Below are 23,606 nucleotides of genomic sequence, written 5' to 3' on the forward strand. Positions count from 1 at the left end.
GCGGCGTGCCGTTCCGGCAACGACCGGGGCGCCGCGCCGTCGCGTCCGGTAGGACCTGACCCCGCGAAGGGAGCCGCCATGCCCGCCACCTCCGGCCGTCGACGCGACACGCCGCCACCCCGGACCGGGAACACCGAGGCCGAGGTCCTCCGCGGCTTCCTCGACCACCTCCGCGCCGGTGTCGCCGCGAAGGTCGAGGACGCCCCCGAGCCGCAGGTCCGCACCGCAGGCGTGCCGTCGGGCACCAACCTCCTCGGCCTGCTCACCCACCTGACCGCCGTCGAGGCGGCGACGTTCCTCGGTGCGCACGTCGCGAGCTGGCCGGCGACGTTCCCCGCTGACCCGCAGGACACCGTCGCCGAGGTCGTCGCCCGTTACCGGGACACCGTCGACCGCGCCAACCGGATACTCGACGGCTGCGCCGACCTGGGCGCGCCGGTGCCGCACCCCGACCCGGGGCATCGCACCCCGTCGGTGCGGTGGGCGCTCACGCACATGATCGAGGAGACCGGGCGGCACGCGGGCCACGCCGACATCCTCCGCGAGCAGATCGACGGCGTCACCGGCCGGTAGCGGGCTGCGCCGAGCGGGCACGAAACCCGCCCGGCGCACCCCGCCGGCCGGCAGTCAGCCGAACTCGGCGTAGACCGCGCGCTCGAAGTCCGCGTACACGCCGAGCGCGGCGTCGGTGATGAACGGGAGGAACTGGCTGTAGATCGCCCCGCTGACGCCCGTCGTGGGGTCGACCCAGAAGTGGGTGTTGAACACTCCGGCCCAGGCGCCGCTGTAGGGCGCCCGCATGCCGGGGGCCTGGGCGGTGTTGAGCAGCAGCCCGAGCCCCCACTTCAGACCCGCCGGACCGTTCCACGGGCCCGAGGTCTCCGGTTCGGCGGTCGGGATGTGCACGGGGAAGTCGAGGTCGCCGATCTGGTTGCGGAACGCGTCGTCGACGGTCTCCGGGTTCAGGATCGTCGCCCCGTCGAGCGATCCGCGGTTGAGCAGCATCTGCTGGAACCGCGCGTAGTCGCGCGGGGTGCAGTAGATGCCGTGGCCGCCGGCCCACCACTGCGGGGTGGGCGACCAGTCGATCTCGGTGGCCGCCCACCCGTCGTCGGTCGGGACGTGCACCGCGACCAGGTCCTTCCGGGCCTCCGCGGTCGGGGCGAACGTCGCGCTCCGCATGCCCAGCGGCTCGAACACGTGCGCGGCGAGGTAGTCGTTCAGCGGCTGCCCGCTGACCGCCTCGACGACCTCCCCGAGCCAGTCGGTGTTGATGCCGTACTCGAAGCGGGTCCCCGGGTCCGCGACCATCGGCGCGGAGAAGATCGCCCGGTCGCCCGCGAGCACGTTCGGGGTGCCGGTGACCTCCTCCCAGCGGTGCACGTCGGCGTTCCAGAACCAGTAGCCGAACCCCGCGGTGTGGGTGACGAGCTGGCGGACCGTGGCGGACGACGCCGGGGGCCGCAGCGTCGGGGTGTCGCCGTCGAACCCCGTGAGGACCCGGACGTCGGCGAACTGCGGCAGGTACTTCTCGACGGGCGCGTCGAGGTCGAGGTCACCGCGCTCGACGAGCTGCAGCGCGGCGACGGTCGCGACGATCTTGGTCATCGACGCGATGCGGAACATGGAGTCCGGCGTGGCGGGCCGTTCGGCCCCCGCGGCCGCCGGTCCCGCGGCGCCCTCGTAGAGCACCTGGTCGATCGAAGCGGAACTCGTCGAAGCAGAACTCACTGCGGCCTCCTTGCCGATGGATGGGAGCACCAGCAAGATAGTGCAGAATATATGGTTGAAGCTAGATCGTCGGGCTCACCCGTTCGGTCCGTGGGCACGTCGACCGCGTCGCGGTCGGGGTCGCAGTCGGGTCCGCAGTCGGACCACCGCCTCGGCCGCGACCCGTCGCGCGGCGTCGCGCGCGACCCCCAGCAGGACCCGCGCGGGGCCCGGCACGGACACCACCGGGTCGGCGCCGGTGCGGGCGGCCTCGTCGACCGCGCGGGCGAGCTGCTCGAACATGCGCCGGCTGACGTCGCCGGCCAGGGCACGGCCGAACTGCGCGATCCGGCCGGTGAGATGGAGGTCGGCCGCCGCCTCGAGCACGGTGCCGCCGTCGGGACCCGGGCGCGCGGCCAGCCGGATGTCGGCCTGCGTGGCGCTGCCGCCCACGTCCGTGCCCTGCGCGACGAGCCGCATCCGGTGCTGCCCCGGATCCGAGTCCAGCACCTGGGCGAGACCCTCGAAGGCGAGCGTCACCGGGCCGAGCGGCACCCGTGCACGTCCGCGGAACAGCCCGCCGTCGAGCGTCTCCACGAGCTCGGCACCGGGCAGGCACCTGGCCAGCCTGCGGAAGTCCAGCACGACGGCCCAGACGTCGTCGATGTCGGACGTGAGCGCGCTGCTCACCGCCACCGAGGCGGACGGCGCCCCCGACGGCACCCGGACCTCGGTCGCGCCGGCCCGGCCGGAGGCCGGCTGCTCGGTCCCCGGTTCCGCCGCGGCCGGGCCCCGCGACCGGGCGAGCACCGTGCGCGACTCCAGGTTCGCCGGCGGCGGCAGCCCGTCCGGATGGGCGGCGGCCGTGTCGGCGACGGCGGCGAGGATCCCGCGGTACCCGGTGCACCGGCACAAGACCCCCGACATCTCGGCCGGGAGCTCCTCCGGCGTCACCGAGGTGCCCCGCGGGCCGTTCGCGAGCAGGTCGTAGCTGCTCATCAACATGCCCGGCGTGCAGAAGCCGCACTGCAGCCCGTGGTGGGCCGAGAAGGCGCGTTGCAGCGGGTGCTGGTCGTCGGCACGCCCGAGCCCCTCGACGGTGACGACCTCGGCGCCGTCGCACTGCACGGCGAGCAGCAGGCACGCCCGCGCGGCGTCGCCGTCGACGAGCACCGTGCACATCCCGCACACGCCGTGCTCGCAGCCGAGGTGGGTACCGGTGAGGCCGACCTGTTCGCGCAGCACGTCGGCCAGGTGCATCCGCGGCGTGACGGCGACCGTGACCTCGGCTCCGTTCACGGTCATCCGGACGTCCGTCGCCTCGCCGGGCCCGACCCTGGCGGGGCGCGGTCGCGGGTACCCGGTCATCGTGACACCTCGCTCGACCGGGCCCGGGCGAGCGCCGCGCCCAGCTCGCGCGCGGTCAGCACGGCGAACAGGCGTCGCCGGTAGCCGGTGGAGCCGTGTCCGTCGCCCCCGGTGTCGACGAGCTCGCGGGCCAGGTCAGCCGTCGCGCCGCGCAGGGCGTCGGGGTCGTCACCGACCGCGGTCATCAGCGCGGTGACGTCGCGGAAGACCGGGCGGTCGGAGATGCCGAACCCGGCGAGCCGTGCGGCGTCGACCGCGCCCTCGCGGACGGTCACGGCCGCGGCGACCCCGGCGAGCGCGAAGTCGCCGTGCCGGCGCGCGATCTCGCCGAACCCGAAGCCGTCCCCCGGCGCCGCGACGGGGAACTCCACCGCCGTGACGACGTCCTCGGCGCCCACGGCCGTCGTCATCGCGCCGACGAAGAACCCGCGTGCGTCGACGGTCCGCCGTCCCGCGGGGCCGGCCAGCTCGATCCGGGCCCCGAGGCAGCAGGCCACGGCGGGGAGCTCCGCGGCCGGGTCCGCGTGCGCGAGGCTCCCGCACACGGTGCCGCGCGAGCGCAGCTCGCGGTGCCCGACGAACGGGAGGGCCATCCCGAGCAGCGGGACCGCGGCCGCGTCCGCGGCGCGCTCGACGCCGCGCTGCCGCACGGCCGCGCCGACCCGCAGCCGGTCCCCGGTGCGGCGCAGCTGCTGCAGCTCCTCGATGGCGGTGATGTCGACCAGCGTCGCGGGCCGGCCCAGCCGCATCGCCAGCACCGGCACCAGCGACTGGCCCCCGGCCAGGACCTTGCCGTGGCCGTCGGCGAGCTCGGCGACGGCGTCGGCGACGGCGGCCGGGCGGACGTAGGCGAACGGTGCGGGCTTCATCAGCGACCCGTGAACTCCGGCTTGCGCTTCTCTCCGAACGCCTTCACGCCCTCGGCGAAGTCGTTGCTCGACCGCAGCATCGCGTAGGCCTTCCGCTCCAGGTCGATGCCGGTGTAGAGGGGCCCGTCGACGCCCTTGTCGAGGACCTCCTTGGCCGTCCGCTGCGCGATCGGCGAGAACGTGGCCATCTTCGCCGCAAGCTCGTCGGTCGCGGCCGTCAACGCGGCGCGGTCGTCGTGCAGGCCCGCGACGAGACCCCAGTCCAGGGCCTGCTGCGCCCCGATCCGGGTGGCCGTCATGATGTGGAACTTCGCACGCGACAACCCGATCAGTCGGGCGAGCCGCTGGGTGCCGCCCGAGCCCGGGATCATGCCGAGGTTCATCTCCGGCAGCGCGAACTGGCTGCGCGGCGTGGCCAGCCGGATGTCGCAGGACAGCGCGAGCTCGAGCCCGACCCCGAAGCAGTAGCCGTCGATCGCGGCGATCACCGGCTTCGGGCTGCGCGCCGCGGCGGTGACGTTGTGCCCGAGATCGGTGAAGTCGATCGGGTCGACCTCCATGAAGCCGGCGATGTCACCCCCGGAGGTGAAGTGCTCGCCGTCGCTGCGCACGACGACGACACGCACGTCCGGGTCCGCGTCGATCTCCGCGAAGCGGTCCGCGACCAGCCCGCGCATCTCCCAGGTGATCACGGTGTACCTGCCGTGCGACAGGGTCAGGTAGGCGACCCGTCCGTCGCCGCTGCGCTCGAGGAGGACGTCCCCGCCGGTCAGCGCCATGTCAGTCGGTTCCTTTCTGCTGGTCCGCGTCGAGGAGCTGATGCAGCACCTCGCCGTGCAGCGGGAGGCTGCGGATCGACACCCCGGCCGGGGCGAGCGCGTCGGCGACGGCGTTCGCGAAGGCGACGGGGAAGCTCATCGACGACCCTTCGCCGCAGCCCTTGGCACCGAGCGGCGTCAGCGGCGACGGGCTGACGACGTGGTCGGCACGAAGGTCGAACCCCGCCTCCGCGCTCGTGGGGCAGAGGTAGTCCAGGAACGTGCCCGCGGTGGGCTGGCCGGAGTCGGCGTAGGTGAACTGCTCGTACATCGCCCCACCCAGCCCGTGGGTGAGCGCCCCGTGCACCTGCCCGTCGAGCAGCTGCTGGTTGAGCACCGTGCCCGCGTCGTGCACCGACGACACCCGGTCGATGTCGATCTCGAGGGTGTCCGGGTCGATCCGGACGGCGACGATCTCGGCGACGAACCCGTAGCACAGCGAGGAGTTGATGCGGTCGTCCTGCGTCGCCGCGCGGATCTCCCGCGGGGTGAACGCGGCCTCCTCGTAGAGCCGGGCCGACACCCCGTCCGGGAGCGCGCCGGGGTCCCAGTGCACGAGCCCGGCCGCGTGCCGGAACTGCACGGCCCGCGCGTGGTCGTCGCGGTGGCGGACCGTCCCGTCGACGAGCTCCAGCTCCTCGGGTGCCGCGTCGAGCAGGACCGACCCGGCGGCCCGCACGGTCTCGGCGATCCGGTCGGCCGCCTGCACGACCGCGCTCGTCACCAGCGGGGCGAAGCGCGACGAGTAGCTGCCGGAGGTCACCGTCCACGGCGTGGTCGCGGTGTCCATGTCGACGACGGCGCGGACCTGCTCCTCCGGCAGCCCCAGCCGGCGGGCCGCCACCGACCGGGCCACGGTGGCGTGGCCCTGCCCCTGCGGGACGCTGCCGAGCAGCACCGTGACCCGGCCCTGCAGGTCCACCGAGATCCGGACGTGCTCGGTGGAGCCGGACTTGTCGCGCCCCGGCTTGCGCTGCTCGGCGGGGGTGGCCAGACCGACGTAGCCGATGTTGGTCCCGGACGGGTCGACGACCAGGCCGACCCCGATCCCGTAGTACGCACCGTCGGCGCGCGCGGCGGCCTGACGGGCCCGAAGCTCGTCGAGCTCGGCGTTCTTCTCCGCGAGCGCCAGTGCGGCCCGGTAGTCACCGGAGTCGTACACGCCGCCCGACGGGGTCTCGTGCGGGAACGCGTCGACCAGGTTGCGCCGTCGCACCTCGAAGGCGTCGGTGCCGGTCGCGGCGGCCACCGCGTCCATCAGCCGTTCCAGCCCGAAGTAGAGCTGCTGGCCACCGAACCCCCGGTTCAGCCCGGTGGGCATCGTGTTCGTCACGACGGCACGCGCGCGGATCTCCACCGCCCCGATGCGGTACGGGCCGGTGACGTTTCCGAAGCAGCGGTAGAGCGTCGACGGTTCGGGTGGGCGCAGGTAGGCGCCGACGTTGTCGACGAGGTCGACCTTCAGTGCGGTGACGCGCCCGTCGGCGTCGACGGCCGCGGCGCAGTGCATCGCGCGGTCGGCCCCGGTCGAGCTGGCGAGCAGGTGCTCGAGGCGGTCCTCCGTCCACCGGACCGGCCGGCCCGCGTGCTTGGAGGCCAGCGCCATCAGCACCACGTACGGGTAGATGCCGGCCTTGATCCCGAAGCTGCCGCCGATGTCGGCCGGCACGTGCAGCCGCACCTGCGAGGTCGGGACGCCCAGCGCCCCGGCCATCACCGGGACCATGGTGAACGGGCCGTGGAAGTTCGCCCACGCCTCGACCGCGGGGCCCGCATCGGTGTCCTGCCAGTGCGCGATGACGCTGTAGCACTCCATCGGCACCGACGAGTAGCGCGGGAAGTCGTAGTCGGCCTCGACGACGGTCGCCGCCGCGGCGAAGGCCTCGTCCACGGCACCGAAGGAGAACGTGCGGTCGGTCGCGACGTTGCCGTCGGCGTCCTCGTGCAGCCGCGGGGCGTCGGGCTCCAGCGCGCGCCGCGGGGACACGACCGCCTCGAGCGGCTCGTACTCGACGTCGACCAGCTCGGCGGCGTCCTCGGCGGTGTAGCGGTCGGTCGCGACGACGACGGCTATCGGCTCGCCGACGAACCGCACCCGGTCGACCGCGGTGGGGTGGTACGGCATCGGGGTCGCGGTCGACAGCGGGAAGGGCCGGACCGCGGCGCGCACGTCGTCGGGACCGATGACGGCCGCGACACCGGGGTGGGCCCGGGCCCGCGTGAGGTCGACCGAGCGCAGCCTGCCGTGTGCGACGGTCGAGCGGACGACCGCCGCGACGAGCGTCCCCGGCAGCGGGTCGAGATCGTCGAGGAACCCGCCGTGCCCGGTCAGCAGCGCGGCGTCCTCGACGCGCGACGGCGTCCACCGCGCAGCGCGAACGTCAGACATGCACCTCACCCCGTGAGGTGTAGTCCCCCGCGGCCAGCACGCGCCGCAACGTCTTCCCGACGGCCGACCGGGGAACGGCGTCCACGCTGATCACCCGCTTCGGGCGCTTGAGCGAGGGCAGCTGCGCCCTGGCGAAGTCCATCGTCGCCTGCGCGGCGACCACGGGGTCACTGCCGGCGGCCGGGACGACGAACGCGGTCACGGCATGCCCCCAGCGCTCGTCGGGCAGGCCCACGACACACACGTCGGCGACGTGGGCGCACCGGACGAGGGCCGCCTCGATCTCGTCCGGATAGATGTTCTCGCCGCCGGAGTTGATCATGTCGTCGACCCGGCCGGAGACCCACAGGTCACCGTCGTCGTCGGCGACCGCGAGATCACCGGTGAAGTACCAGCCGTCACGGATCGCCTTCGCATCGGCGTCGGGCCGCCGCCAGTAGCCGCGGAAGGCCTCCGCGCTGGCCATCGAGACGATCACCTGGCCCTGCTCACCCGCGCGGACCTGGTCGTCGACCGCGGCTCCCACCGAGGGGTCGACGAGCCGGACCCGCGAATGGATCCCCGCCCGGCCCGCGCACCCCGGCTTCGCGCCGACGTCGGGGTTGATCGTGAACGTGTAGATCTCGGTGCTCCCGAAATGGTTCACGAACGACCGCGGGCCCACCTCGGAGACCAACGTCTCGGCCAGGGACGGCGTCATCGCCGCACCGGCGTAGGCGAGCCGGTCCAGCTCGTCGGCGGCCCCCAGCTTCCCGGTGCGCACCAAGGACCAGTACATGGTCGGCACGAGGTACAGCGACGTCACGGCGTTCGCGCGGATCAGCTCGACGGCCTCGTCGGCGTCGAAGACCGCCTGGCCGACCCAGGTCCCGCCGACGAGGACGCTCGTGAGCAGGGTGCGCAGACCCATCGTGTGGAACAGCGGCATCACGCCGAGAACCGTCTCGCCGAGGCGCTGCTGGGTCTGCACCGCGTGCGCGACGGCGGCGCTGTACTCGGCCCGATGGGTCCGGGGAACCCCTTTCGGCCTGCCGGTCGTCCCCGACGTGTAGAGCATGACCGCCACGTCCGACTCCGCGGGCGCCGCCGGCGCGGCTCCGTTCTCGCGGTCGGCGGCGCGGTCGAGCTCGGCCGCATCGAGCAGGGTGCAACCGTCGCCCGCCGCGGCCCGCCCGCGCTCCTGCGCCGAGTCGTCGGCGACGAGGAGCCGGGCGCCGCTGTCCTGTACGCAGTAGCGGGTCTCTCCCGCGTCGAACCGCGTGGACAGCGGCACCGATACCGCCCCGAGTCGCTGCACGGCGAGGTGCAGGCTGGCCAGCGGTTCGCCGCCGCGCATCGTGACCGCGACCCGGTCACCGCGGCGCGCGCCGTGCCGGGCCAGCGCCAGCGCCAGTCGCGTCACGCGGTCGTCCCAGGCGGCGTAGGTCAGGTGGCGGCCGGTGCCGACGACCGCGGGCCGGGACGGGAATCGCTCGGCTGCGCAGCGCAGCATCGTGCTCGCGTCCATCGACGGCGCTCCTGTCAGTCCGACGGTATAAATTCGACGGTATAGGAGCGACCGTTTGGAGGCAATCCGGGGCCGGCGGTGGCCGACTAGGCTTCGCGGGGCCGGCACAGGAGGCATCGCGGGGCGACGCCGTACCCGAGAGACGCCGTACCCGAGATCGGAGGAGGCCCGGGGTGTCCGAGGTGCGACTGTCCCCGTCGTCCTACGTCGTTCTCGGCATGATCGCCCTGCGCGGACCGTCGACGCCCTACGACCTCAAACGCGGGGTGAGCCACTCCGTCGGCTACTTCTGGAACTTCCCGCACGCGCAGCTCTACCTCGAGCCCGACCGGCTGGCCCGGCTCGGGCTGCTCGACGTCGAGATCGAGAACGCCGGTCGCCGCCGCAAGACCTACTCCCTCACCGAGGCCGGCCGCGACGCGCTGCGGCGATGGCTCGCGTCGCCGACCGAAGAGCACTTCGAGATGCGCGACATCGCCGAGCTCAAGCTCTTCTTCAACGAGGCGGGCGAGCCCGAGAACGTCACGGCGCTGGCTCGCGACCAGATCCGTCAGCACCGGGACCGCATCGCCACCTACGAGTCGATGGTGGAGCGCTTCGGCGGCAACCCCGACGCCCGGCCGCGGATGATCACCCTCGAGCTCGGACTGGAGATGGAGTACGCCGCCCTGCGGTTCTGGACTGCGCTCGACCGCGGCGAGGTCGACCACCTGCGGGCACGTCGCGACACCGAGCGCGCCACCCTCCTCGAGGAGCCGACCCCCGACCTCGCCGGACCCGCCTCCGACGCCTGACCGCAGTCGTTCCCGGCGCGCCGCGCTCAGCCCGCCCGTGCGTCCAGCGCGCGCAGGATGTCCGACGGCTCGGTCCGGCTCGCGTAGTCGGGGTGCACGTCGATCCAGGTGATCGTGCCGTCGGCGGCCGTGACGACGACGGTCGGCATCGGCAGCCCGGCGGTGCCGTCCGCGTTGACCGCGGTGAGGTCCAGACCCAGGCCCGTCTGCACCTCACGGGCCTCGGCCGACGGCTCGGTCAGCACGCCGAGCGCACTCGCGATCCGGTTGCCCTGGTCGGACAGCACGGCGAAGGTCAGCTCGTTCTTCTCCTGCATGGTCAGTGAGCCGTCGGCCTTCTGGGGGCTGATCGCGATCAGCGCCACGCCCCGCCGGTCGAGCTCGGGGAGCAGCTGCTCCTGGTAGGTGCGCAGTGCGACGTTGCAGTAGGGGCACCAGGCGCCGCGGTAGAGAACGACCACAGCAGGGCGCCCGGCCGCCACCGTGGACACGTCGGTCGGTGCGCCGGTCGGGTCGAGCAGCTCGACGGCCGGGAACTGGGTGCCTGCGGCCGCCACACCCGTCGGGACGCCGCGCTCGCGCAGCGCCGCCTGCTCGGCGGCGAACGCGCTGCTCGCGTCGGCCGGCATCGCGTCCGCCATGCCCGCCTGCAGTGCCTCGACCCGGCTCGCGATCGTGTCGTGCGTCGCTGTCATCGTGCTCCTCCACAGAATGGATTGATCACTCCATTCTTACCCACGTCGCTTCTGGAACGTCAAGTCCAGAACGCGGTACGTTCAGGACATGGAGGCCGTCACGGACGAGGGGCCGCGGCTCACCCGCAAGGGACGCGCGACGAGGCAGCGCATCGTCGAGGCGGCGGCGCAGCTGATGTTCGAACGGGGTGTCGCCGGCACCAGCACCGAGGACGTCAGGGCTGCGGCCGGGGTGAGCAGCTCGCAGCTGTACCACTACTTCGCGAGCAAGCAGCACCTGGTCCGCGCCGTGATCGCACACCAGACCGAGGCAGTGCTGGCCGCGCAGGAGCCGCAGCTGAGCCGGCTCGACTGCATGGGTGCACTGGAGGCGTGGCGCGACCTCGTCGTCGCGCTGCAGACGCAGCGCGGGTGCGAGGGCGGGTGCCCGCTCGGGTCGCTCGCGGCCGAGCTGTCGGAGATCGACCCGGACGCCCGGCAGGAACTCGTCGCGGGCTTCGCGCGCTGGGAGGCCGCGATCCGCGACGGGCTGACCGCGATGCAACGACGTGGCGAGCTCAGCGCGCGGGCCGACCCCGGGCTGCTCGCGCTGCAGACGCTCACCGCCGTGCAGGGCGGCCTCCTGCTCAGCCAGGTCCGTCGCGACGTCGATCCGGTCCGCGCCGGACTCGACATGGCGCTGTCCCACATCAGGACGTTCCTGATCTGACCCGCCGACGGCTTTCACGATTCAGAATCGTTACCGCAGGCCGCGTGTCGCACCACGGTCGGCCCCGGCCTCGTCCGTAGGGTCGCCCCGTCGTTCTGCGAGGGAGGGCTCATGCTGAGGCGCGCACCACTGTTCGGCGGCAAGAACCGCGTCACGTTCAGCCTGCCGGGGCACGAGCCGGCCGGCCGGGTGAGCGTCGTGGGCGACTTCAACTCGTGGGAGCCTGGCCGGCACGAGATGGTCACGCGGCGCAACGGCACCAGGACCGTGTCCGTCGTGCTCGCACCCGGCGAGCACCGGTTCCGCTACCTCGCCACCGGCGGCGTGTGGCTCGACGACGAGACGGCCGACGCCGTCGACGCGCACGGCAGCTGGGTGCGGGTCACGCCGGCCACCTGAGCCGACGCCCGCCGCGCGGAGCCTGCGCGCCGCCGGCCCGGCCGGCGCAGGCCGCCCGGATCACCGGCGCCTGCCGAACACGAGGTAGACGATCGGCAGGACGCCGACCGAGTTGACCAGCGTGATCGCCGGCGCCCACAACGCCTTCCGCCCCCGGACCTCGGCGTCGGGCCGGCGGGCGAGGTCGACGAGAGCGACTGCCTTCAGTGCCCCGTCGATCGCCGCGGCAGCGATGATCAGCTGTCGGGACCGGGGGCTGAGGTCCGCCCAGCGCTTTCTGGCCATCGCCCAACTGTGGCCCGGGCGCGGGTCGAGGGCAACCGCCGTCCGCCCGGCCGTCGTGCCGTGCCGCCCCGGCTGCCGACGCCCGTCCCGACGGCGGTGGCTACGGTCGAACCATGCGCGTTCTGGTCACCGGCGGCGCCGGGTTCATCGGGTCGCACGTGGCCGACCTCCTTGCGGCGCAGGGCCACCAGCCCGTCGTCCTCGACGCCCTGCTGCCCCAGGCACACGGCGCCGGGGTTCCGGAGTGGACGGCGGCGCACGAGTTCGTCCGCGGCGACGTCCGCGACGCCGAGGTGCTGCGGCGGCTGCTGCCGGGTGTCGACGCGGTGTGTCACCAGGCGGCGATGGTCGGGCACGGCGTCGACCCGTACGACGCGCCGGACTACGCCGCGCACAACGACGTGGGCACCGCGGTGCTGCTGGCCGAGATGCACCGCGTCGGCGTGCGGCGCCTGGTGCTGGCCGGGTCGATGGTCGTCTACGGCGAAGGACGCTACGACTGTGCCGAGCACGGCATCGTCCGGCCCGGCCCGCGCGCCCTCGCCGACATCGAGGCCGGTGTGTTCGAGCCGCGCTGCCCACGGTGCGGTCGCGAGCTCGTCCCCGGGCTGGTCGCCGAGGACGCCCCGCTCGACCCCCGCAGCACCTACGCCGCGACCAAGCTCGCGCAGGAGCACCTCGCGAGCGCGTGGGCCCGTCAGACCGGGGCCTCGGTGTGGTCGCTCCGGTACCACAACGTGTACGGGCCGCGGATGCCCTTCGGCACGCCGTACGCGGGGGTGGCGTCGATCTTCCGGTCCGCACTGGAGCGCGGCGAGGCGCCGCGGGTCATGGAGGACGGGCGGCAGCGGCGCGACTTCGTGCACGTCACCGACGTCGCCGCGGCCAACCTCGCGGCCCTGACCACGCCTGCCGACGGTGTCGTCGCCGTCAACGTCTGCTCGGGCGAGCCGCACACCGTCGGCGACCTCGCCGACGAGCTGGCCCGCGCGATGGGCGGGCCGGCGCCGCAGGTCGTGGGCGGGGCACGTCCCGGCGACGTCCGGCACGTCGTCGCCGACCCCGCCCGCGCCCGTGACCGGCTCGGTTTCCACGCGCAGGTGCGGTTCGCCGACGGGGTGGCGGCGTTCGCGACGGACCCGTTGCGGGCCCCGGTCGCCACGGCCTGAGGCGACCAGCCGTCACTGATCGGTAAGCACGCGCGGCGTTCCGCGACCCCCGTCGCGCACCGAAGATCGAATGCGTGGAACGTGCTGAGATCGTGCTCCCCTGCCTCGACGAGGCGGAGGCGCTCCCGGGGGTGCTGGCCGGGCTGCCTGCGGGCTGGCCCGTACTCGTCGTCGACAACGGCTCGTCCGACGGCACCGCCGACGTGGCGCGGGCGCACGGTGCCCGGGTCGTCGTCGAACCCCGCCGCGGCTACGGCGCCGCGGTGCACGCCGGGCTGGTGCACGCCACCGACGATCTCGTCGCCGTCCTGGACGGCGACGGGTCCCTGGACGCCGGGGTCCTGCCCGCGATGGCGGAGGCGGTGCGGTCCGGGCAGGTCGACCTCGCGGCCGGGCGCCGGGTGCCCGAGACAGGCAGCTGGCCGTGGCACGCGCGGGCGGGCAACGCACTGATCGCGGCCGAGCTGCGCCGGCGCGGCCTGCCCGTGCACGACATCGCCCCGATCCGGGTCGCGCGCCGGGACGCGCTGCTGGGCCTCGGGATCCGAGACCGCGCGTTCGGCTACCCCCTGGAGCTGCTGCTGCGCGCGGGCGCGGCGGGATGGCGCATCGCGGAGCGGCCGGTGCGCTACTCCCGGCGCGCGGGCGGCCGGTCGAAGGTGTCGGGCTCGGTGGCCGGCACCGCGAGGGCGGTCCGCGACATGGCCGGGCTGCTCCGGTGACCGCGACGATCATCGTGCTGGCGAAGGCTCCGGTCGCCGGTCGCGTCAAGACCCGGCTGTGCCCGCCCGCCACCCCGCGGGAGGCGGCCGATCTCGCCGCCGCCGCCCTGCTCGACACCCTCGACGCGACTGCCGCGGTGCCGGACGCCCGCACGCTCGTGGCGTTCACCGGCCGGCTCACCGACGCCGCCCGGGCGGGTGCGCTGCGCGCCTCGCTCGGGCGGGCCCGGACCACCGTCCAGCGCGGCGACGGCCTCGGTGCCCGGATCGTCGCGGCGCACGAGGACGCGGCCGACCGCTGGCCGGGCGCGCCGACGCTGCAGCTGGGCATGGACACCCCGCAGGTCGACGCGGCGCTGCTCAGCGGGTGCCTGCTCCGTCTGGCCGACGCCGACGCCGTGCTGGGACCCGCACCGGACGGCGGCTGGTGGGCGCTGGGCCTGCGGGACCCGCGCGCCGCCGCCGCGATCGGGGACGTCCCGACGTCACGCGCCGACACCGGCGAACGCACCCTGTACGCGCTGCGCGCCGCGGGTCTGCGGGTCGGGCTGCTGCCCGAGCTGACCGACGTCGACACCGCCGACGACGCGGTTGCCGTCGCCGCGGACGCGCCCGGGAGCCGCTTCGCCGCCGCCGTCGAGCAGGTGTTCGCCGGGGCGTCCCGATGACGGGGACCGCGACGGTCTTCGACGGGGTGCTGGCCGGCCGGACCGGACACCTCGTCCGCGACGACGGGATCGTCGTGCCGATGGACGCGGGCCGCTGGCGCGCCGCCGCCGACGTCGACGACACGTGGCTGCTCGACCGCTGCACGGGCCCGACGGTCGACCTGGGCTGCGGCCCCGGACGGCTGGTCGCCGCGCTCACCGCGCGGGGCGTGGCGGCGCTCGGTGTGGACAGCAGCCCGGTCGCGCGGGCGCTGTGCCGAAGACGCGGCGCCCCGATGGTCCGCCGCGACGTGTTCGCCCCGCTGCCCGGCGAGGGCAGCTGGGCACACGTCCTGCTCGTCGACGGCAACATCGGCATCGGCGGTGCTCCGGAACGGCTGCTGGCCAGGGCCGCGGCGCTACTGGCGCCCGGTGGCAGCGTGCTCGTCGAGGCCGGCCCGCACCCCGGGGAGTGGTGGTGCGGGACCGTCCGCGCCGGCGCGGGCCCGGACGTGCCGTGGGCGTGCGTGGGGGCCGACGCGCTGCGGGCCCTCGCGCCGGCCGCCGGGCTGGCGGTCTACGCGGTGTCCGAGCGCGGAGCGCGGACCTTCGTCGAGCTCGTGGCGTGACGCGCGGGCCGGACGGGGCGCCGCGGCCTACACCGTCGTGCCGTGCCCGCGGGCGGTGCGGATGCGCCGCACGATCTCCGGCATGGTCCGCAGCACCTGGTGCCCGGCGACGCAGCGCAGCTCGTAGACGAGCTCGCCCAGGTTCTGCTCGACGTAGCGGGCCCGCGGGTCCTCGGACCGGGCTCCCGGCTGCAGCTGCGCCAGGAGGACCGCGGCGCTGGTCGGCTGCATGATCGTGCCGTCGGCGGCCCGGAGGGTCAGGTTGGGCGGGAGGCGTCGGTAGGCAGCGTCGGCGAGCAGGGTGCCGCAGACAGGGCACAGCAGCTGCCGGCGGATGACCAGCCCGGGACCGAACGGCATTCGCGCCACGCTAGTTCCGTCGGCCGGAGATCGCTCCCCGGAGGGCGGCGCCGCGTGCCCGCCCGGCGCCCCTACGCCCCGGCCGGCACGGGGACGCGCGCGGCGGCAGGCAGGACCAGCTCGAACACGCAGCCCGGCGCCCGGTTGCGCACACCGATGCTCCCGCCGTGCGCCTCGACGAAGGCCCGCGCGATGGCGAGCCCGAGCCCGGCGCCCGACCCCTCCCCGGGCGTGCGGGCGGTGCCGCCGCGGAATCCCACGGCGAACACGCGCTCGAGGTCCGCCTCGGGGATGCCGCCGCACCCGTCCTGCACGCGCAGCCAGGCGACGTCGCCGCGGTGGCCGGCGGTGAGCTCGACGCGCCCACCCGCCGGGGTGTGCCGGATGGCGTTGGCGAGCAGGTTGCGCACGGCGCGGGTCAGCTCGGAGTCGCTGCCGTGCACGACGGGCCACACCTGCGGCCGGTCGGCGACGATCTCCACCCCCGCGGAGGCCGCGGCGGGCGCCTCGGCGGCGACGGCGTCGGAGACGACCTCACCCAGTGCGAGCGGCGCCAAGCGCAGCTCCAGCGCGGCCGACGTCGCGCGGGAGAGCTGGAACAGGTCGTCGACCATCGACGCCATCCGGTCGGACTCGCGGCGGATGCGGGCCAGGTAGTCCGCGACGTCAGCGGGCTCGCGGACGATGCCGTCGGCCAGCGCGTCGGTCATGGCGCGGATGCCGGCCAGCGGCGATCGCAGGTCGTGGCTCATCCAGGCGACGAGCTCGCGGCGGGCCGCCTCGGCGCTGCGGACGGCGTCGAGCTCGGCGGCGTCGGCCTCCCGCTGCCACAGGGCGTCGCGGGCGACCCGGCGACCGAGCCACCACGCCACCGGGACGACCACCACGCCGACGACGACGCACACCGCGATCGTGCCGATCAGCTCCGGGGTGTACATCAGCCCGCTGACGCCGACGACGCCGCCCAGCGCCGCCGCCAGGGGGACGAGCGCGAGCGTGATCATCGCCGCAGCGATCGAGCGGCGCCGCATGACGTGCATCAGCACGGCCCCGACGACGGCGACGGGCACCGCGAAGAGCAGCGCGAGGGGCGCGGCGTGGGCCAGTTCGGTGAGCACGTCAGCCTCCCGGTGTCGTACCGCGGTCGTAGCGGTACCCGGTCCCCCAGATCGTCGCGATCCGACGCGGCGCGGTCGGGTCGGCCTCGACCTTCTCACGCAGCCGTCGCACGTGGACGGTGACCGTCGAGCGGTCGCCGAACTCCCAGCCCCACACCCGGGACAGCAGCTCCTCGCGGGTGAACGCCTGCCCGGGGTGCGCGAGCAGGAAGGCGAGCAGGTCGAACTCGCGGGTCGTCAGCGCCAGCGGCTGCCCGTCCAGCGACGCGACCCGGGCGGCCGGGTCGACGCGCAGGCCGCCGTCGACCAGCTCGGGCGCCGTCGCGGGCGCGGCCGTGCGGCGCAGGATCGACCCCACCCGCAGCACGAGCTCGCGCGGACTGAACGGCTTGGTCACGTAGTCGTCGGCGCCCAGCTCCAGGCCGAGCAGCCGGTCGTCCTCCTCGCCCAGCGCGGTGAGCATGATGATCGGGGGCCGGTCACCGTCGGCGCGCAGCGCGCGGCAGACCTCCAGGCCGCCGAGGCCGGGCAGCATGAGGTCCAGGACGACGACGTCGGGCGGGGTCGTCCGTGCCGCCCGCAGCGCCCCCGGTCCGTCGAGGGCGAGCTCGACGTCGTGCCCGGCCGCCCCGAGGTAACGGGCGACGACGTCGCGGACGGTCGCGTCGTCGTCGACGACCAGGACGTGTGCGCACACGAAGCCAACGCTAGCGCCGCGCGTGCCGGCTGTCGGGGCCTCGTCACCGGTCGGTAAGACGGGTCTGACGAAGTGCTTACCGATCACCGTGATCGGCCTGCGGGCGTCCGACCTGCGCCTACCGTCGGCGGCCATGCGGATCCGTTGGCGCAGCCCGATCCGAGGCCCGTGGTTGACCTCGGTGTTCGGTCTCGTGCTCCTGTGTGCCCTGCCGGTGGTCATCGTGACGGGGCTGTTGGACTGGGTGGCGTACGGCTCGGGGTCGATCCCCGGCGACGTCGGTGGCCTGCACCTGCCGAGGTTCGACTGGCCGACGCGGCCGGCGTGGCTGTTCCGGCTCACCCAGGGTCTGCACGTGGGGCTCGGGATCGTCCTGGTCCCGGTGGTGCTCGCGAAGCTGTGGTCGGTGATCCCGAAGCTGTTCACCCGGCCCGACCGCGACCTGCTCAAGCTCGCCGAGCGCGGGACGCTCGTGCTCCTCGTCGGCGGGATCCTGTTCGAGATCGTCACCGGGCTGCTCAACATCCAGTACGACTACGTCTTCGGGTTCAGCTTCTACGCCGCGCACTACACCGGCGCGTGGGTGTTCATCGCGGGGTTCGTGCTGCACGTCGCGCTGAAGCTGCCGACGATGGTGCGCAGCCTGCGGTCGCGTTCGCTGCGCGCCGAGCTGCGGACCCCGCTCGCCGAGACCCGCCCCGAACCGCCGCACGACCTCGTCGCCCCCGAGCCCGCGCGCCCGACGATGAGCCGCCGCGGTGCGCTCGCGCTGGTGGGCGGTGGCTCGCTGCTGCTCGCCGGGCTCACGGTCGGCCAGACCCTCGACGGCCCGTTGCGCGCGACCGCCTTGCTCCTGCCCCGCGGCCGCACCGCCCCGGGCGACTTCCCCGTGAACCGGACGTTCGAGGCGTCCGCGATCGACGCCCGCGACGTCGGCGACTCCTGGCGGCTCGACCTCGGGAACGTCCGGCTGACCCGCGCCGAGCTGGCCGCGCTGCCCCAGCACACCGCCGAGCTGCCCATCGCGTGCGTCGAGGGCTGGTCCACCCAGCAGACCTGGAGCGGGGTGCGGCTGCGCGACCTCGCCGCCCTGGCCGGCGTCCCGAGCCCGTCGGGTGCCGACGTCCGGTCGGTCGAGAACGGGCCGTTCGCCCACGCCGCGCTGACCGCGGACCAGGTCCTCCATCCGGACGCCCTGCTCGCGCTGCGCGTCAACGGCGCAGACCTGTCCCCCGACCACGGCTACCCGGCCCGGGTCATCGTGCCCGCGCTGCCGGGCGTGCACTGCACGAAGTGGGTCGCCGCGATCGGGTTCGCCCGATGAGCGCGCCCGCGCCGACGCGGACACCGGTCCGCCTCGCGCAGGCCGTCGGTGTCCTCGGCTGCGTCGCACTCGCCGGGTACGCGGCGACGATCGTCGTGCGGGACCCGACACTGCACCCGTCGATCCCCTGGATGCTGGTGTGGTTCGCCGGGGCCGTGCTGCTGCACGACCTCGTGCTGTTCCCGCTCTACGCCGCCGCGGACCGCGCGCTGGCGCTGCTGCCCGCCACCCGGGTTCCGCTCGTCAACCACGTCCGGCTGCCGTTGCTCGGGGCGGGGCTCACGCTGCTGGTCTACCTGCCGGGGATCATCCGGCAGGGCGGCCCGGTGGTGCACGCCGCGACCGGGCTCGACCAGGAGCCGTTCCTGGCGCGCTGGCTGTGGCTGGTGCTCGCGATGGCGGGGGTGTCGGCGCTGGTGTGGGTCGTGCGGGTCACCAGACGGTCAGCAGCAGATGGTTGACGGCCAGGGCCAGCAGGGCCTGGGCGAGCAGCCATCGCCGCGGGTGCGGCAACGTCCCGCAGGCCAGGACCGCCCACACCACGAACGGCAGCCAGATCCGCTCGACCTCGGCCTTCGACATCCCTGACAGGTCCGCCAGCAGGATCGCCGCCGTCGCGGCGCCGACGAGCAGCAGGGCTGCCCGCGGCAGCGCGGGCGCCCGCCGCAGCGCCGCGACGGCGGCGGGCCCGAGGGCGAACGCCGCGGCCGCCAGGTTCGCCCAGACGAAGTAGGCGTAGGGCCGGCTCGCGGCGATGCTCGCGGCGTAGATCACCTTGACGTCGGCGTACCCGGTGAACCACCAGAACCCGGCCGCGGTGAACCCCGCGACGACGACGAGCACCCCGACCAGGGCCGGCCCGACAACCCACCACCGGCGCGTCGCGACCACGACGGCGAGCGGCAGCAGCGCGCCGAGGACCAGCCCGTAGGACAGGTACAGCGCGTACCCGAGGACGAGTCCCGCGCCGGTGGCGGCGGCCGTCGAGGCGAGCCCGCGGCGGACCGTCGCGACCGCCAGCAGCGCGACGCCCCAGGCCAGCCAGCCCGCGAACAGCCCGTCGGCCGACACCCCGACCCACACCGCGCCGGGGAGCAGCACCGAGAACGGCAGCACCCGCCTCGCGAGGTCCTCGTGTCCCAGGGCGCGCACCGTGACCGCGACCGCCGCGGCCGCCGACGACCCCACGACCATCACGACGACGCCCACCGCGCCGCCGGAGCCGAGGCCGATCCGGTCCAGCGCCGCGAACAGCAGGAACGCCCCGGCGGGGTGCCCGCCCACGTGCGTCGTCCAGAACCACGTCTGCCCCGGGTCGACGGCGGTGGTGAGGATGTGGTCGGAGAACACCCGCAGCATCGGCCCGATGCCGCCGAGCGCCGTCACCCGCGGTACGTCGTGCAGGTACTCCTGGGAGCTCGTCAGCCGCTCGACGATCCCGCGCTGCCAGCCGTCGACGAGCGCCAGCGCCATGGTCCACACGAACGCGGTGCCCCACGCCAGCCAGAGCAGCGGCCGCCACCGCAGCCGGTCCGCGACCTGCGGCCCCCACACCACGACGGCGACGGCGACGACGAGGGCCCCCGGCGTCCCGGGTCCGACGTGCGGCAGCCACTCCGCCAGCAGCGGCGGCCAGCCGAGGAAGATGTCGACGCCCTCGTCGAGCAGCCGCCTGCCGACGTAGGCCGAGGCCGCGACCAGCACCACCACGGCCCCGACCACGAGTGCGTCGGCCCGCCCACCTGCTCGCACCGCGGCACGTCGCTCGCGCGTGTCAGTCACCCGCCGACGCTATCGGCGCCGCCGACGCCCGACCCTTACGAGATCGAGACGCTCCGCGGCCGGCGGTGCCACCCCACGCCCGCAGTGATCAGGCGCTCGCCACCAGGGGAGGCACCCGGGTGTGGAAGTCGGTGCAGCGCTGGAACGCCGCGGCGACCCGCAGGAGCGTCGCCTCGGCGAACGGCTTCCCGATCAGCTGGACGCCGATGGGCAGGCCGGCGTCGTCGAACCCGCACGGGACGCTGATCGCCGGCAGCCCGGTCAGTGACGGCAGCCCGGTGAACTGCATGATCGCCGAGAGCATGTCCTCGCGGACGCCCTCGTCGATCTCGACCTCGACCTCGCCGAGCGCGGTGGCCGTGAACGGCAACGTCGGGCAGGCCAGCACGTCGGCACGGGCCAGCGCGGCGAGGGTCTGGCGACGCAGCAGCGCCCGGTAGCGCTGGGCCTGCAGGTACTGCGTCGCGAGCAGCAACTCGCCGGCCTCGAGCAGCAGCCGGACGTCGTCGCCGTAGTCGTCGGGCCGTTCGCGCAGCCACCGCTGGTGGTAGGTGCTCGGTTCGGCGGCCTCCACCGTCAGCTGGGCCGAGATGTTTCCCTCGATGTCGTCGACCACCACGTCGACGACCCGGGCGCCCGCGTCGTCGAGCCTGCTCAACGCGCCCCGCACGGCCTTCTCGACGGGCGCCTGGACGTGGTGCAGCGAGTAGCCCTCGATGAGGCCGATCCGCAAACCGTCGACACCCAGGTCGAGGTCGCGGGTGTAGTCCTCACCGGAGCGGTCGGCGGACCCGGCGTCGGCGGGGTCGTGGCCCGCGAGGACGCCGAACATCACCGCACAGTCGGCCGCCGTGCGGGCCATGGGGCCGACGGTGTCCATGCTCCACGCGAGCGGGACGACGCCGGCGTTGCTGACCCGCCCGATGGTGGGCCGCAGCCCGGTCACCCCGTTGAGGGCGGACGGCAGGCGGATCGAGCCACCGGTGTCGGTGCCCAGGGCGCCGAAGCAGGACCGGGTCGCCACCGCGACACCCGAGCCGCCGCTCGACCCGCCCGGCATCCGCGAGGTGTCCCAGGGGTTGGTGACGAACCCGTAGTGCGGGTTGGCCGACGTGCCGCCCCACGCGAACTCGTGCAGGTTCGTCTTGCCGATGATGATCGCGCCCGCCGAACGCAGCCGCTCGGTGACGGTGGCGTCGGCCTCCGGGTGGTGGTCGGCGAGCACCTTGCTCCCGGCGGTGGTGCGCCGGCCGCGGACGGAGATGTTGTCCTTCAACGCGATCGGTACACCGTGCAGCGGGCCGAGCCGGTGCCCTGCCGCGATCATGGTCTCGCTGGCGCGGGCGACGGCGAGGGCGTCGTCGGCGAACACCGAGATGTAGGCGTTGGTCTGCTCGATCGACTCGATGCGCCGCAGCGCCGCCTCCACCAGTTCGACCGGCGAGACCCGGCGGTCGGCCACGAGCGCGGCGGTCTCGGTCAGGCTGCGGTCGAGCAGCTCGTCGTCGCTCACGCGCCGGTCCCTCCGTCCTCGTCGTGGTCGGCGGGACCCTGGGTGAACACGACCGCGGGCATGAGGTCGCACACGTCGTCGGACTGCATGCGGGTGCTGAGCGCGTTGGCCGCCGGCACCCAGGCCGCGAGCAGCGCCGTGACCTCGGCGACCCGCGCCTCGGGCAGCGGCAGGCCGGCGAGCGCGGCCGCGGCCCGCACGGTGTCCGGGGTGATCGCGGTGCCGGGGACGTCGGTCACCGGTCGCCGCCCGCGACGACCGCGACCGGCTCGCGCACGGCGTGCTGGTGCATGTAGTTGGCGGGCAGCGCGAGGATCTCCGCGGCACGCGCGTCGACCTCGTCGCGGGTCGCCCAGCCCTTGCTGCGGGCGAGCTGCTCGAGCGCGGCCATCCAGCGCTCGTAGTAGCTCCACTGGTCCAGGTCCGTCTGCTGGGACTCCCACGTGCGGATGGCCTCGATCAGCGCCCGCTGGAACTCCTCCCAGGGGAACCCCAGCTCCTCGTGCAGCGCCACCGTCATGCTGAAGGCGCGGATCTCCCAGGAGTGGTCGAACGCGACGTCTCCCGAGCGGCGCGGGATGCGGTCCCCGAAAGGCAGGACGTCGACGAGCGAGTCGACGCGCGACCTCGTCTCCGGCTGCGGACGCGAGCTGATGCGCTCCACCGGCTCAGACCTCCGCCGTGACGGCGTCCGGGCTCAGCGCGGCGGTGACCCCGATCAGGGAGTCGCGGGTGACGAGCGCGGCGAGCTGTTCCTCGGTGAAGCCGTCGGTGCCCTCGGGTCGCTCGGGCAGCACCCAGTACCGCAGCTCGGCGCTGGAGTCCCAGACCCTGATCTCGACGCTCTCGGGCAGCTCGAAGCCGAACTCCGCCATCACACCGCGCGGGTCGCGCACCGCCCGCGAGCGGTAGGCCGGGTACTTGTACCAGTTCGGCGGCAGCCCCAGCACGGGCCACGGGTAGCACGAGCAGAGCGTGCACACGACGATGTTGTGCACCTCGTCGGTGTTCTCCAGGACGATCATCTCCTCGCCCTGCATGCCGCCGATGCCCAGTTCCTTGCAGGCGGCGGTGGCATCGGCGAGCAGCCGGGCCTTGAAGTCCGCGTCGACCCAGGCGCGGGCGGTGACCTTCGCGCCCAGCTGGGGACCGACCTCGTTCTCGTACACCGAGGACATGTAGTCGATCGCGTCGGAGCCGATCAGCCCCTTCTCGACCAGGATGGCCTCCAGCGCCTTCACCCGGGCCGCGATGAGGTCGTCCTTACCGGGTGCGGAGTGGTCGTGCTCGAGAGACATGGGAAACCTTCGTTCGTCGTGGTCGGACGGGTCGGCGCGCGTCAGGCGCTGGTGAGGTAGGGCTCCCACAGGTCGATGTGGACGACCGAGTTGGCCGCACCGGGCTCGTCGCCCCAGAGCTCCTGTGAGGTGAACCGGACCGTGTACAGGTGGTGCGGGTCCTCCCCCAGTCCGAGCGCGTTGCTGTCGGGGTAGACGTAGGCGCCGTGCGCGGCGACGACCTCGCCGACGCGGCCGCGCACGTAGCCGGCCCGGCGGGTGTGGGTGGTCGAGACCTGCGGCAGGACGCGCACCGTGTCGCCGACGTCGTACTTCGCCGGGGCGTCCGTCTCGCGGCGGTAGTCGTCGCCGGTCGGGATCAGCTGCTCCAGCGTCGCCACCATGTCGGGCTTGGCCGCCTTCGGCGCGGACTCCTGCGGGTTCTCCAGGTAGTGCTGCGTGCGGCGCTGCAGGTCCTCGGGATCGATGATCCCGGCCTCGGTGCCGTAGTGGATCATCGAGTGCAGCCAGTGCTCGTAGTAGGTGGCCTGCAGGTACTCCGCGGGCGGGATCTGTTCCATCCCGGAGCGGAACTGGTCGAGGTTGAACGCACCCGCCATCGCCATCGCCGGGAACATGACCAGGATCGACCGCTCCCAGTCGTAGTGGAAGACCGGCTCGTCCGGCTCGGGGTTGATCGCGCCCAGCCCGTGGCGGCCGCCGAGATCGTGCACACCGTCCATGTCGCAGATGCCCTCCCGTCGCGCTGTGTCGGTGGGACACTAGCGACTCATGGAGAATATGTCGACACTTATCGACGCATCA

Annotated in this window: 27 protein-coding genes; 10 read left to right on the plus strand and 17 right to left on the minus strand. The window is 74.2% G+C overall.

What is annotated here, in order from left to right:
• Positions 1-78: 78 nt before the first annotated feature.
• Positions 79-573, plus strand: coding sequence for a DinB family protein (locus PSED_RS29770; protein ID WP_013677948.1), 495 nt, complete (start codon positions 79-81; stop codon positions 571-573).
• Between the two features lie 54 nt (positions 574-627).
• Here PSED_RS29770 and PSED_RS29775 read toward each other — a convergent pair whose 3' ends face one another.
• The 6 genes from PSED_RS29775 to PSED_RS29800 form a co-directional block, all read right to left on the minus strand.
• Positions 628-1,731: a serine hydrolase domain-containing protein gene (locus PSED_RS29775; protein WP_013677949.1), complete on the minus strand. Its 1,104-nt coding sequence runs from the start codon at positions 1,729-1,731 to the stop codon at positions 628-630.
• Between the two features lie 75 nt (positions 1,732-1,806).
• On the minus strand, positions 1,807-3,015 hold the full coding sequence (locus PSED_RS29780; protein WP_233899199.1) for a xanthine dehydrogenase family Fe-S subunit: 1,209 nt from the start codon (positions 3,013-3,015) through the stop codon (positions 1,807-1,809).
• Positions 3,016-3,074: 59 nt separating this feature from the next.
• Positions 3,075-3,947: an FAD binding domain-containing protein gene (locus PSED_RS29785; RefSeq protein ID WP_013677951.1), complete on the minus strand. Its 873-nt coding sequence runs from the start codon at positions 3,945-3,947 to the stop codon at positions 3,075-3,077.
• Positions 3,947-4,726, minus strand: coding sequence for an enoyl-CoA hydratase/isomerase family protein (locus PSED_RS29790; protein WP_013677952.1), 780 nt, complete (start codon positions 4,724-4,726; stop codon positions 3,947-3,949). Before PSED_RS29790 ends, PSED_RS29785 begins: the two co-directional genes overlap by 1 nt.
• Before the next feature lies 1 nt (position 4,727).
• Positions 4,728-7,154 (minus strand): xanthine dehydrogenase family protein molybdopterin-binding subunit, encoded by a 2,427-nt coding sequence (locus PSED_RS29795; RefSeq protein WP_013677953.1) that lies wholly within the window; start codon positions 7,152-7,154, stop codon positions 4,728-4,730.
• Positions 7,147-8,661, minus strand: a complete 1,515-nt coding sequence (locus tag PSED_RS29800; protein ID WP_013677954.1) for a class I adenylate-forming enzyme family protein — start codon at positions 8,659-8,661, stop codon at positions 7,147-7,149. The genes PSED_RS29795 and PSED_RS29800 overlap by 8 nt, the downstream gene beginning before the upstream one ends.
• A gap of 173 nt (positions 8,662-8,834) precedes the next feature.
• Here PSED_RS29800 and PSED_RS29805 point away from each other — a divergent pair, with 173 nt between their 5' ends.
• A complete protein-coding gene (locus PSED_RS29805; protein ID WP_013677955.1) occupies positions 8,835-9,455 on the plus strand; it encodes a PadR family transcriptional regulator in 621 nt (206 codons plus the stop codon).
• 26 nt (positions 9,456-9,481) lie between these two features.
• On the opposite strand, the gene PSED_RS29810 is transcribed toward PSED_RS29805, so the two are convergent.
• Positions 9,482-10,150: a peroxiredoxin-like family protein gene (locus PSED_RS29810; RefSeq protein WP_013677956.1), complete on the minus strand. Its 669-nt coding sequence runs from the start codon at positions 10,148-10,150 to the stop codon at positions 9,482-9,484.
• Between the two features lie 88 nt (positions 10,151-10,238).
• Between PSED_RS29810 and PSED_RS29815 the strand changes: the two genes are divergently transcribed.
• Positions 10,239-10,859 (plus strand): TetR/AcrR family transcriptional regulator, encoded by a 621-nt coding sequence (locus PSED_RS29815; protein WP_013677957.1) that lies wholly within the window; start codon positions 10,239-10,241, stop codon positions 10,857-10,859.
• 111 nt (positions 10,860-10,970) lie between these two features.
• Positions 10,971-11,258 carry an isoamylase early set domain-containing protein gene (locus tag PSED_RS29820; RefSeq protein WP_013677958.1) on the plus strand — a complete coding sequence of 96 codons (288 nt, stop codon included), beginning with the start codon at positions 10,971-10,973 and terminating at the stop codon, positions 11,256-11,258.
• 60 nt (positions 11,259-11,318) lie between these two features.
• On the opposite strand, the gene PSED_RS29825 is transcribed toward PSED_RS29820, so the two are convergent.
• Positions 11,319-11,543, minus strand: a complete 225-nt coding sequence (locus tag PSED_RS29825; RefSeq protein ID WP_013677959.1) for a DUF5652 family protein — start codon at positions 11,541-11,543, stop codon at positions 11,319-11,321.
• A 113-nt stretch (positions 11,544-11,656) separates the two neighbouring features.
• On the opposite strand from PSED_RS29825, the gene PSED_RS29830 reads away from it, so the two are divergent.
• From PSED_RS29830 to PSED_RS29845, 4 genes are all read left to right on the plus strand, one after another.
• On the plus strand, positions 11,657-12,712 hold the full coding sequence (locus tag PSED_RS29830) for an NAD-dependent epimerase/dehydratase family protein (RefSeq protein WP_013677960.1): 1,056 nt from the start codon (positions 11,657-11,659) through the stop codon (positions 12,710-12,712).
• A 74-nt stretch (positions 12,713-12,786) separates the two neighbouring features.
• Positions 12,787-13,434, plus strand: a complete 648-nt coding sequence (locus PSED_RS29835; protein ID WP_013677961.1) for a glycosyltransferase family 2 protein — start codon at positions 12,787-12,789, stop codon at positions 13,432-13,434.
• A complete protein-coding gene (locus tag PSED_RS29840; RefSeq protein ID WP_013677962.1) occupies positions 13,431-14,102 on the plus strand; it encodes a TIGR04282 family arsenosugar biosynthesis glycosyltransferase in 672 nt (223 codons plus the stop codon). The genes PSED_RS29835 and PSED_RS29840 overlap by 4 nt, the downstream gene beginning before the upstream one ends.
• Positions 14,099-14,710, plus strand: coding sequence for a methyltransferase domain-containing protein (locus tag PSED_RS29845; protein ID WP_013677963.1), 612 nt, complete (start codon positions 14,099-14,101; stop codon positions 14,708-14,710). Before PSED_RS29840 ends, PSED_RS29845 begins: the two co-directional genes overlap by 4 nt.
• 27 nt (positions 14,711-14,737) lie before the next feature.
• On the opposite strand, the gene PSED_RS29850 is transcribed toward PSED_RS29845, so the two are convergent.
• From PSED_RS29850 to PSED_RS29860, 3 genes are all read right to left on the minus strand, one after another.
• A complete protein-coding gene (locus PSED_RS29850) occupies positions 14,738-15,070 on the minus strand; it encodes a hypothetical protein (protein ID WP_013677964.1) in 333 nt (110 codons plus the stop codon).
• Between the two features lie 71 nt (positions 15,071-15,141).
• Positions 15,142-16,188: a sensor histidine kinase gene (locus PSED_RS29855; protein ID WP_013677965.1), complete on the minus strand. Its 1,047-nt coding sequence runs from the start codon at positions 16,186-16,188 to the stop codon at positions 15,142-15,144.
• 1 nt (position 16,189) lies between these two features.
• Complete coding sequence (locus PSED_RS29860) at positions 16,190-16,972, minus strand: response regulator transcription factor (protein ID WP_013677966.1); 783 nt, start codon at positions 16,970-16,972, stop codon at positions 16,190-16,192.
• A gap of 46 nt (positions 16,973-17,018) precedes the next feature.
• Between PSED_RS29860 and PSED_RS29865 the strand changes: the two genes are divergently transcribed.
• A complete protein-coding gene (locus tag PSED_RS29865) occupies positions 17,019-18,209 on the plus strand; it encodes a molybdopterin-dependent oxidoreductase (RefSeq protein WP_013677967.1) in 1,191 nt (396 codons plus the stop codon).
• A complete protein-coding gene (locus tag PSED_RS29870) occupies positions 18,206-18,670 on the plus strand; it encodes a hypothetical protein (RefSeq protein WP_013677968.1) in 465 nt (154 codons plus the stop codon). Before PSED_RS29865 ends, PSED_RS29870 begins: the two co-directional genes overlap by 4 nt.
• Here PSED_RS29870 and PSED_RS29875 read toward each other — a convergent pair.
• The 6 genes from PSED_RS29875 to nthB form a co-directional block, all read right to left on the minus strand.
• A complete protein-coding gene (locus tag PSED_RS29875; protein WP_041760137.1) occupies positions 18,642-19,991 on the minus strand; it encodes a hypothetical protein in 1,350 nt (449 codons plus the stop codon). The genes PSED_RS29870 and PSED_RS29875 overlap by 29 nt on opposite strands.
• An 88-nt stretch (positions 19,992-20,079) precedes the next feature.
• The gene (locus PSED_RS29880) at positions 20,080-21,504 is read right to left on the minus strand and encodes an amidase (protein ID WP_013677970.1); all 1,425 of its coding nucleotides are present in this window, start codon (positions 21,502-21,504) and stop codon (positions 20,080-20,082) included.
• Entirely contained in the window at positions 21,501-21,743 is a 243-nt protein-coding gene (locus tag PSED_RS29885) for a hypothetical protein (RefSeq protein WP_013677971.1), read from the minus strand. The genes PSED_RS29880 and PSED_RS29885 overlap by 4 nt, the downstream gene beginning before the upstream one ends.
• The gene (locus PSED_RS29890; protein WP_013677972.1) at positions 21,740-22,168 is read right to left on the minus strand and encodes a nitrile hydratase accessory protein; all 429 of its coding nucleotides are present in this window, start codon (positions 22,166-22,168) and stop codon (positions 21,740-21,742) included. The genes PSED_RS29885 and PSED_RS29890 overlap by 4 nt, the downstream gene beginning before the upstream one ends.
• 4 nt (positions 22,169-22,172) lie before the next feature.
• Complete coding sequence (nthA, locus tag PSED_RS29895; protein ID WP_013677973.1) at positions 22,173-22,802, minus strand: nitrile hydratase subunit alpha; 630 nt, start codon at positions 22,800-22,802, stop codon at positions 22,173-22,175.
• Between the two features lie 41 nt (positions 22,803-22,843).
• Positions 22,844-23,524: a nitrile hydratase subunit beta gene (gene nthB, locus PSED_RS29900; RefSeq protein WP_013677974.1), complete on the minus strand. Its 681-nt coding sequence runs from the start codon at positions 23,522-23,524 to the stop codon at positions 22,844-22,846.
• Positions 23,525-23,606 lie beyond the last annotated feature (82 nt).

This window comes from Pseudonocardia benzenivorans CB1190 (assembly GCF_000196675.2).
Classification (GTDB): Bacteria; Actinomycetota; Actinomycetes; order Mycobacteriales; family Pseudonocardiaceae; genus Pseudonocardia; species Pseudonocardia benzenivorans.

Excerpts from the sequence above, each read along its gene's own strand:
- PSED_RS29770 (WP_013677948.1), top strand. The coding sequence starts at position 79 with ATGCCCGCCACCTCCGGCCGTCGACGCGACACGCCGCCACCCCGGACC.
- PSED_RS29780 (WP_233899199.1), bottom strand. The coding sequence starts at position 3,015 with ATGACCGTGAACGGAGCCGAGGTCACGGTCGCCGTCACGCCGCGGATG.
- PSED_RS29785 (WP_013677951.1), bottom strand. The coding sequence starts at position 3,947 with ATGAAGCCCGCACCGTTCGCCTACGTCCGCCCGGCCGCCGTCGCCGAC.
- PSED_RS29790 (WP_013677952.1), bottom strand. The coding sequence starts at position 4,726 with ATGGCGCTGACCGGCGGGGACGTCCTCCTCGAGCGCAGCGGCGACGGA.
- PSED_RS29795 (WP_013677953.1), bottom strand. The coding sequence starts at position 7,154 with ATGTCTGACGTTCGCGCTGCGCGGTGGACGCCGTCGCGCGTCGAGGAC.
- PSED_RS29800 (WP_013677954.1), bottom strand. The coding sequence starts at position 8,661 with ATGGACGCGAGCACGATGCTGCGCTGCGCAGCCGAGCGATTCCCGTCC.
- PSED_RS29810 (WP_013677956.1), bottom strand. The coding sequence starts at position 10,150 with ATGACAGCGACGCACGACACGATCGCGAGCCGGGTCGAGGCACTGCAG.
- PSED_RS29815 (WP_013677957.1), top strand. The coding sequence starts at position 10,239 with ATGGAGGCCGTCACGGACGAGGGGCCGCGGCTCACCCGCAAGGGACGC.
- PSED_RS29820 (WP_013677958.1), top strand. The coding sequence starts at position 10,971 with ATGCTGAGGCGCGCACCACTGTTCGGCGGCAAGAACCGCGTCACGTTC.
- PSED_RS29825 (WP_013677959.1), bottom strand. The coding sequence starts at position 11,543 with ATGGCCAGAAAGCGCTGGGCGGACCTCAGCCCCCGGTCCCGACAGCTG.
- PSED_RS29830 (WP_013677960.1), top strand. The coding sequence starts at position 11,657 with ATGCGCGTTCTGGTCACCGGCGGCGCCGGGTTCATCGGGTCGCACGTG.
- PSED_RS29845 (WP_013677963.1), top strand. The coding sequence starts at position 14,099 with ATGACGGGGACCGCGACGGTCTTCGACGGGGTGCTGGCCGGCCGGACC.
- PSED_RS29850 (WP_013677964.1), bottom strand. The coding sequence starts at position 15,070 with ATGCCGTTCGGTCCCGGGCTGGTCATCCGCCGGCAGCTGCTGTGCCCT.
- PSED_RS29865 (WP_013677967.1), top strand. The coding sequence starts at position 17,019 with ATGCGGATCCGTTGGCGCAGCCCGATCCGAGGCCCGTGGTTGACCTCG.
- PSED_RS29870 (WP_013677968.1), top strand. The coding sequence starts at position 18,206 with ATGAGCGCGCCCGCGCCGACGCGGACACCGGTCCGCCTCGCGCAGGCC.
- nthA (WP_013677973.1), bottom strand. The coding sequence starts at position 22,802 with ATGTCTCTCGAGCACGACCACTCCGCACCCGGTAAGGACGACCTCATC.
- nthB (WP_013677974.1), bottom strand. The coding sequence starts at position 23,524 with ATGGACGGTGTGCACGATCTCGGCGGCCGCCACGGGCTGGGCGCGATC.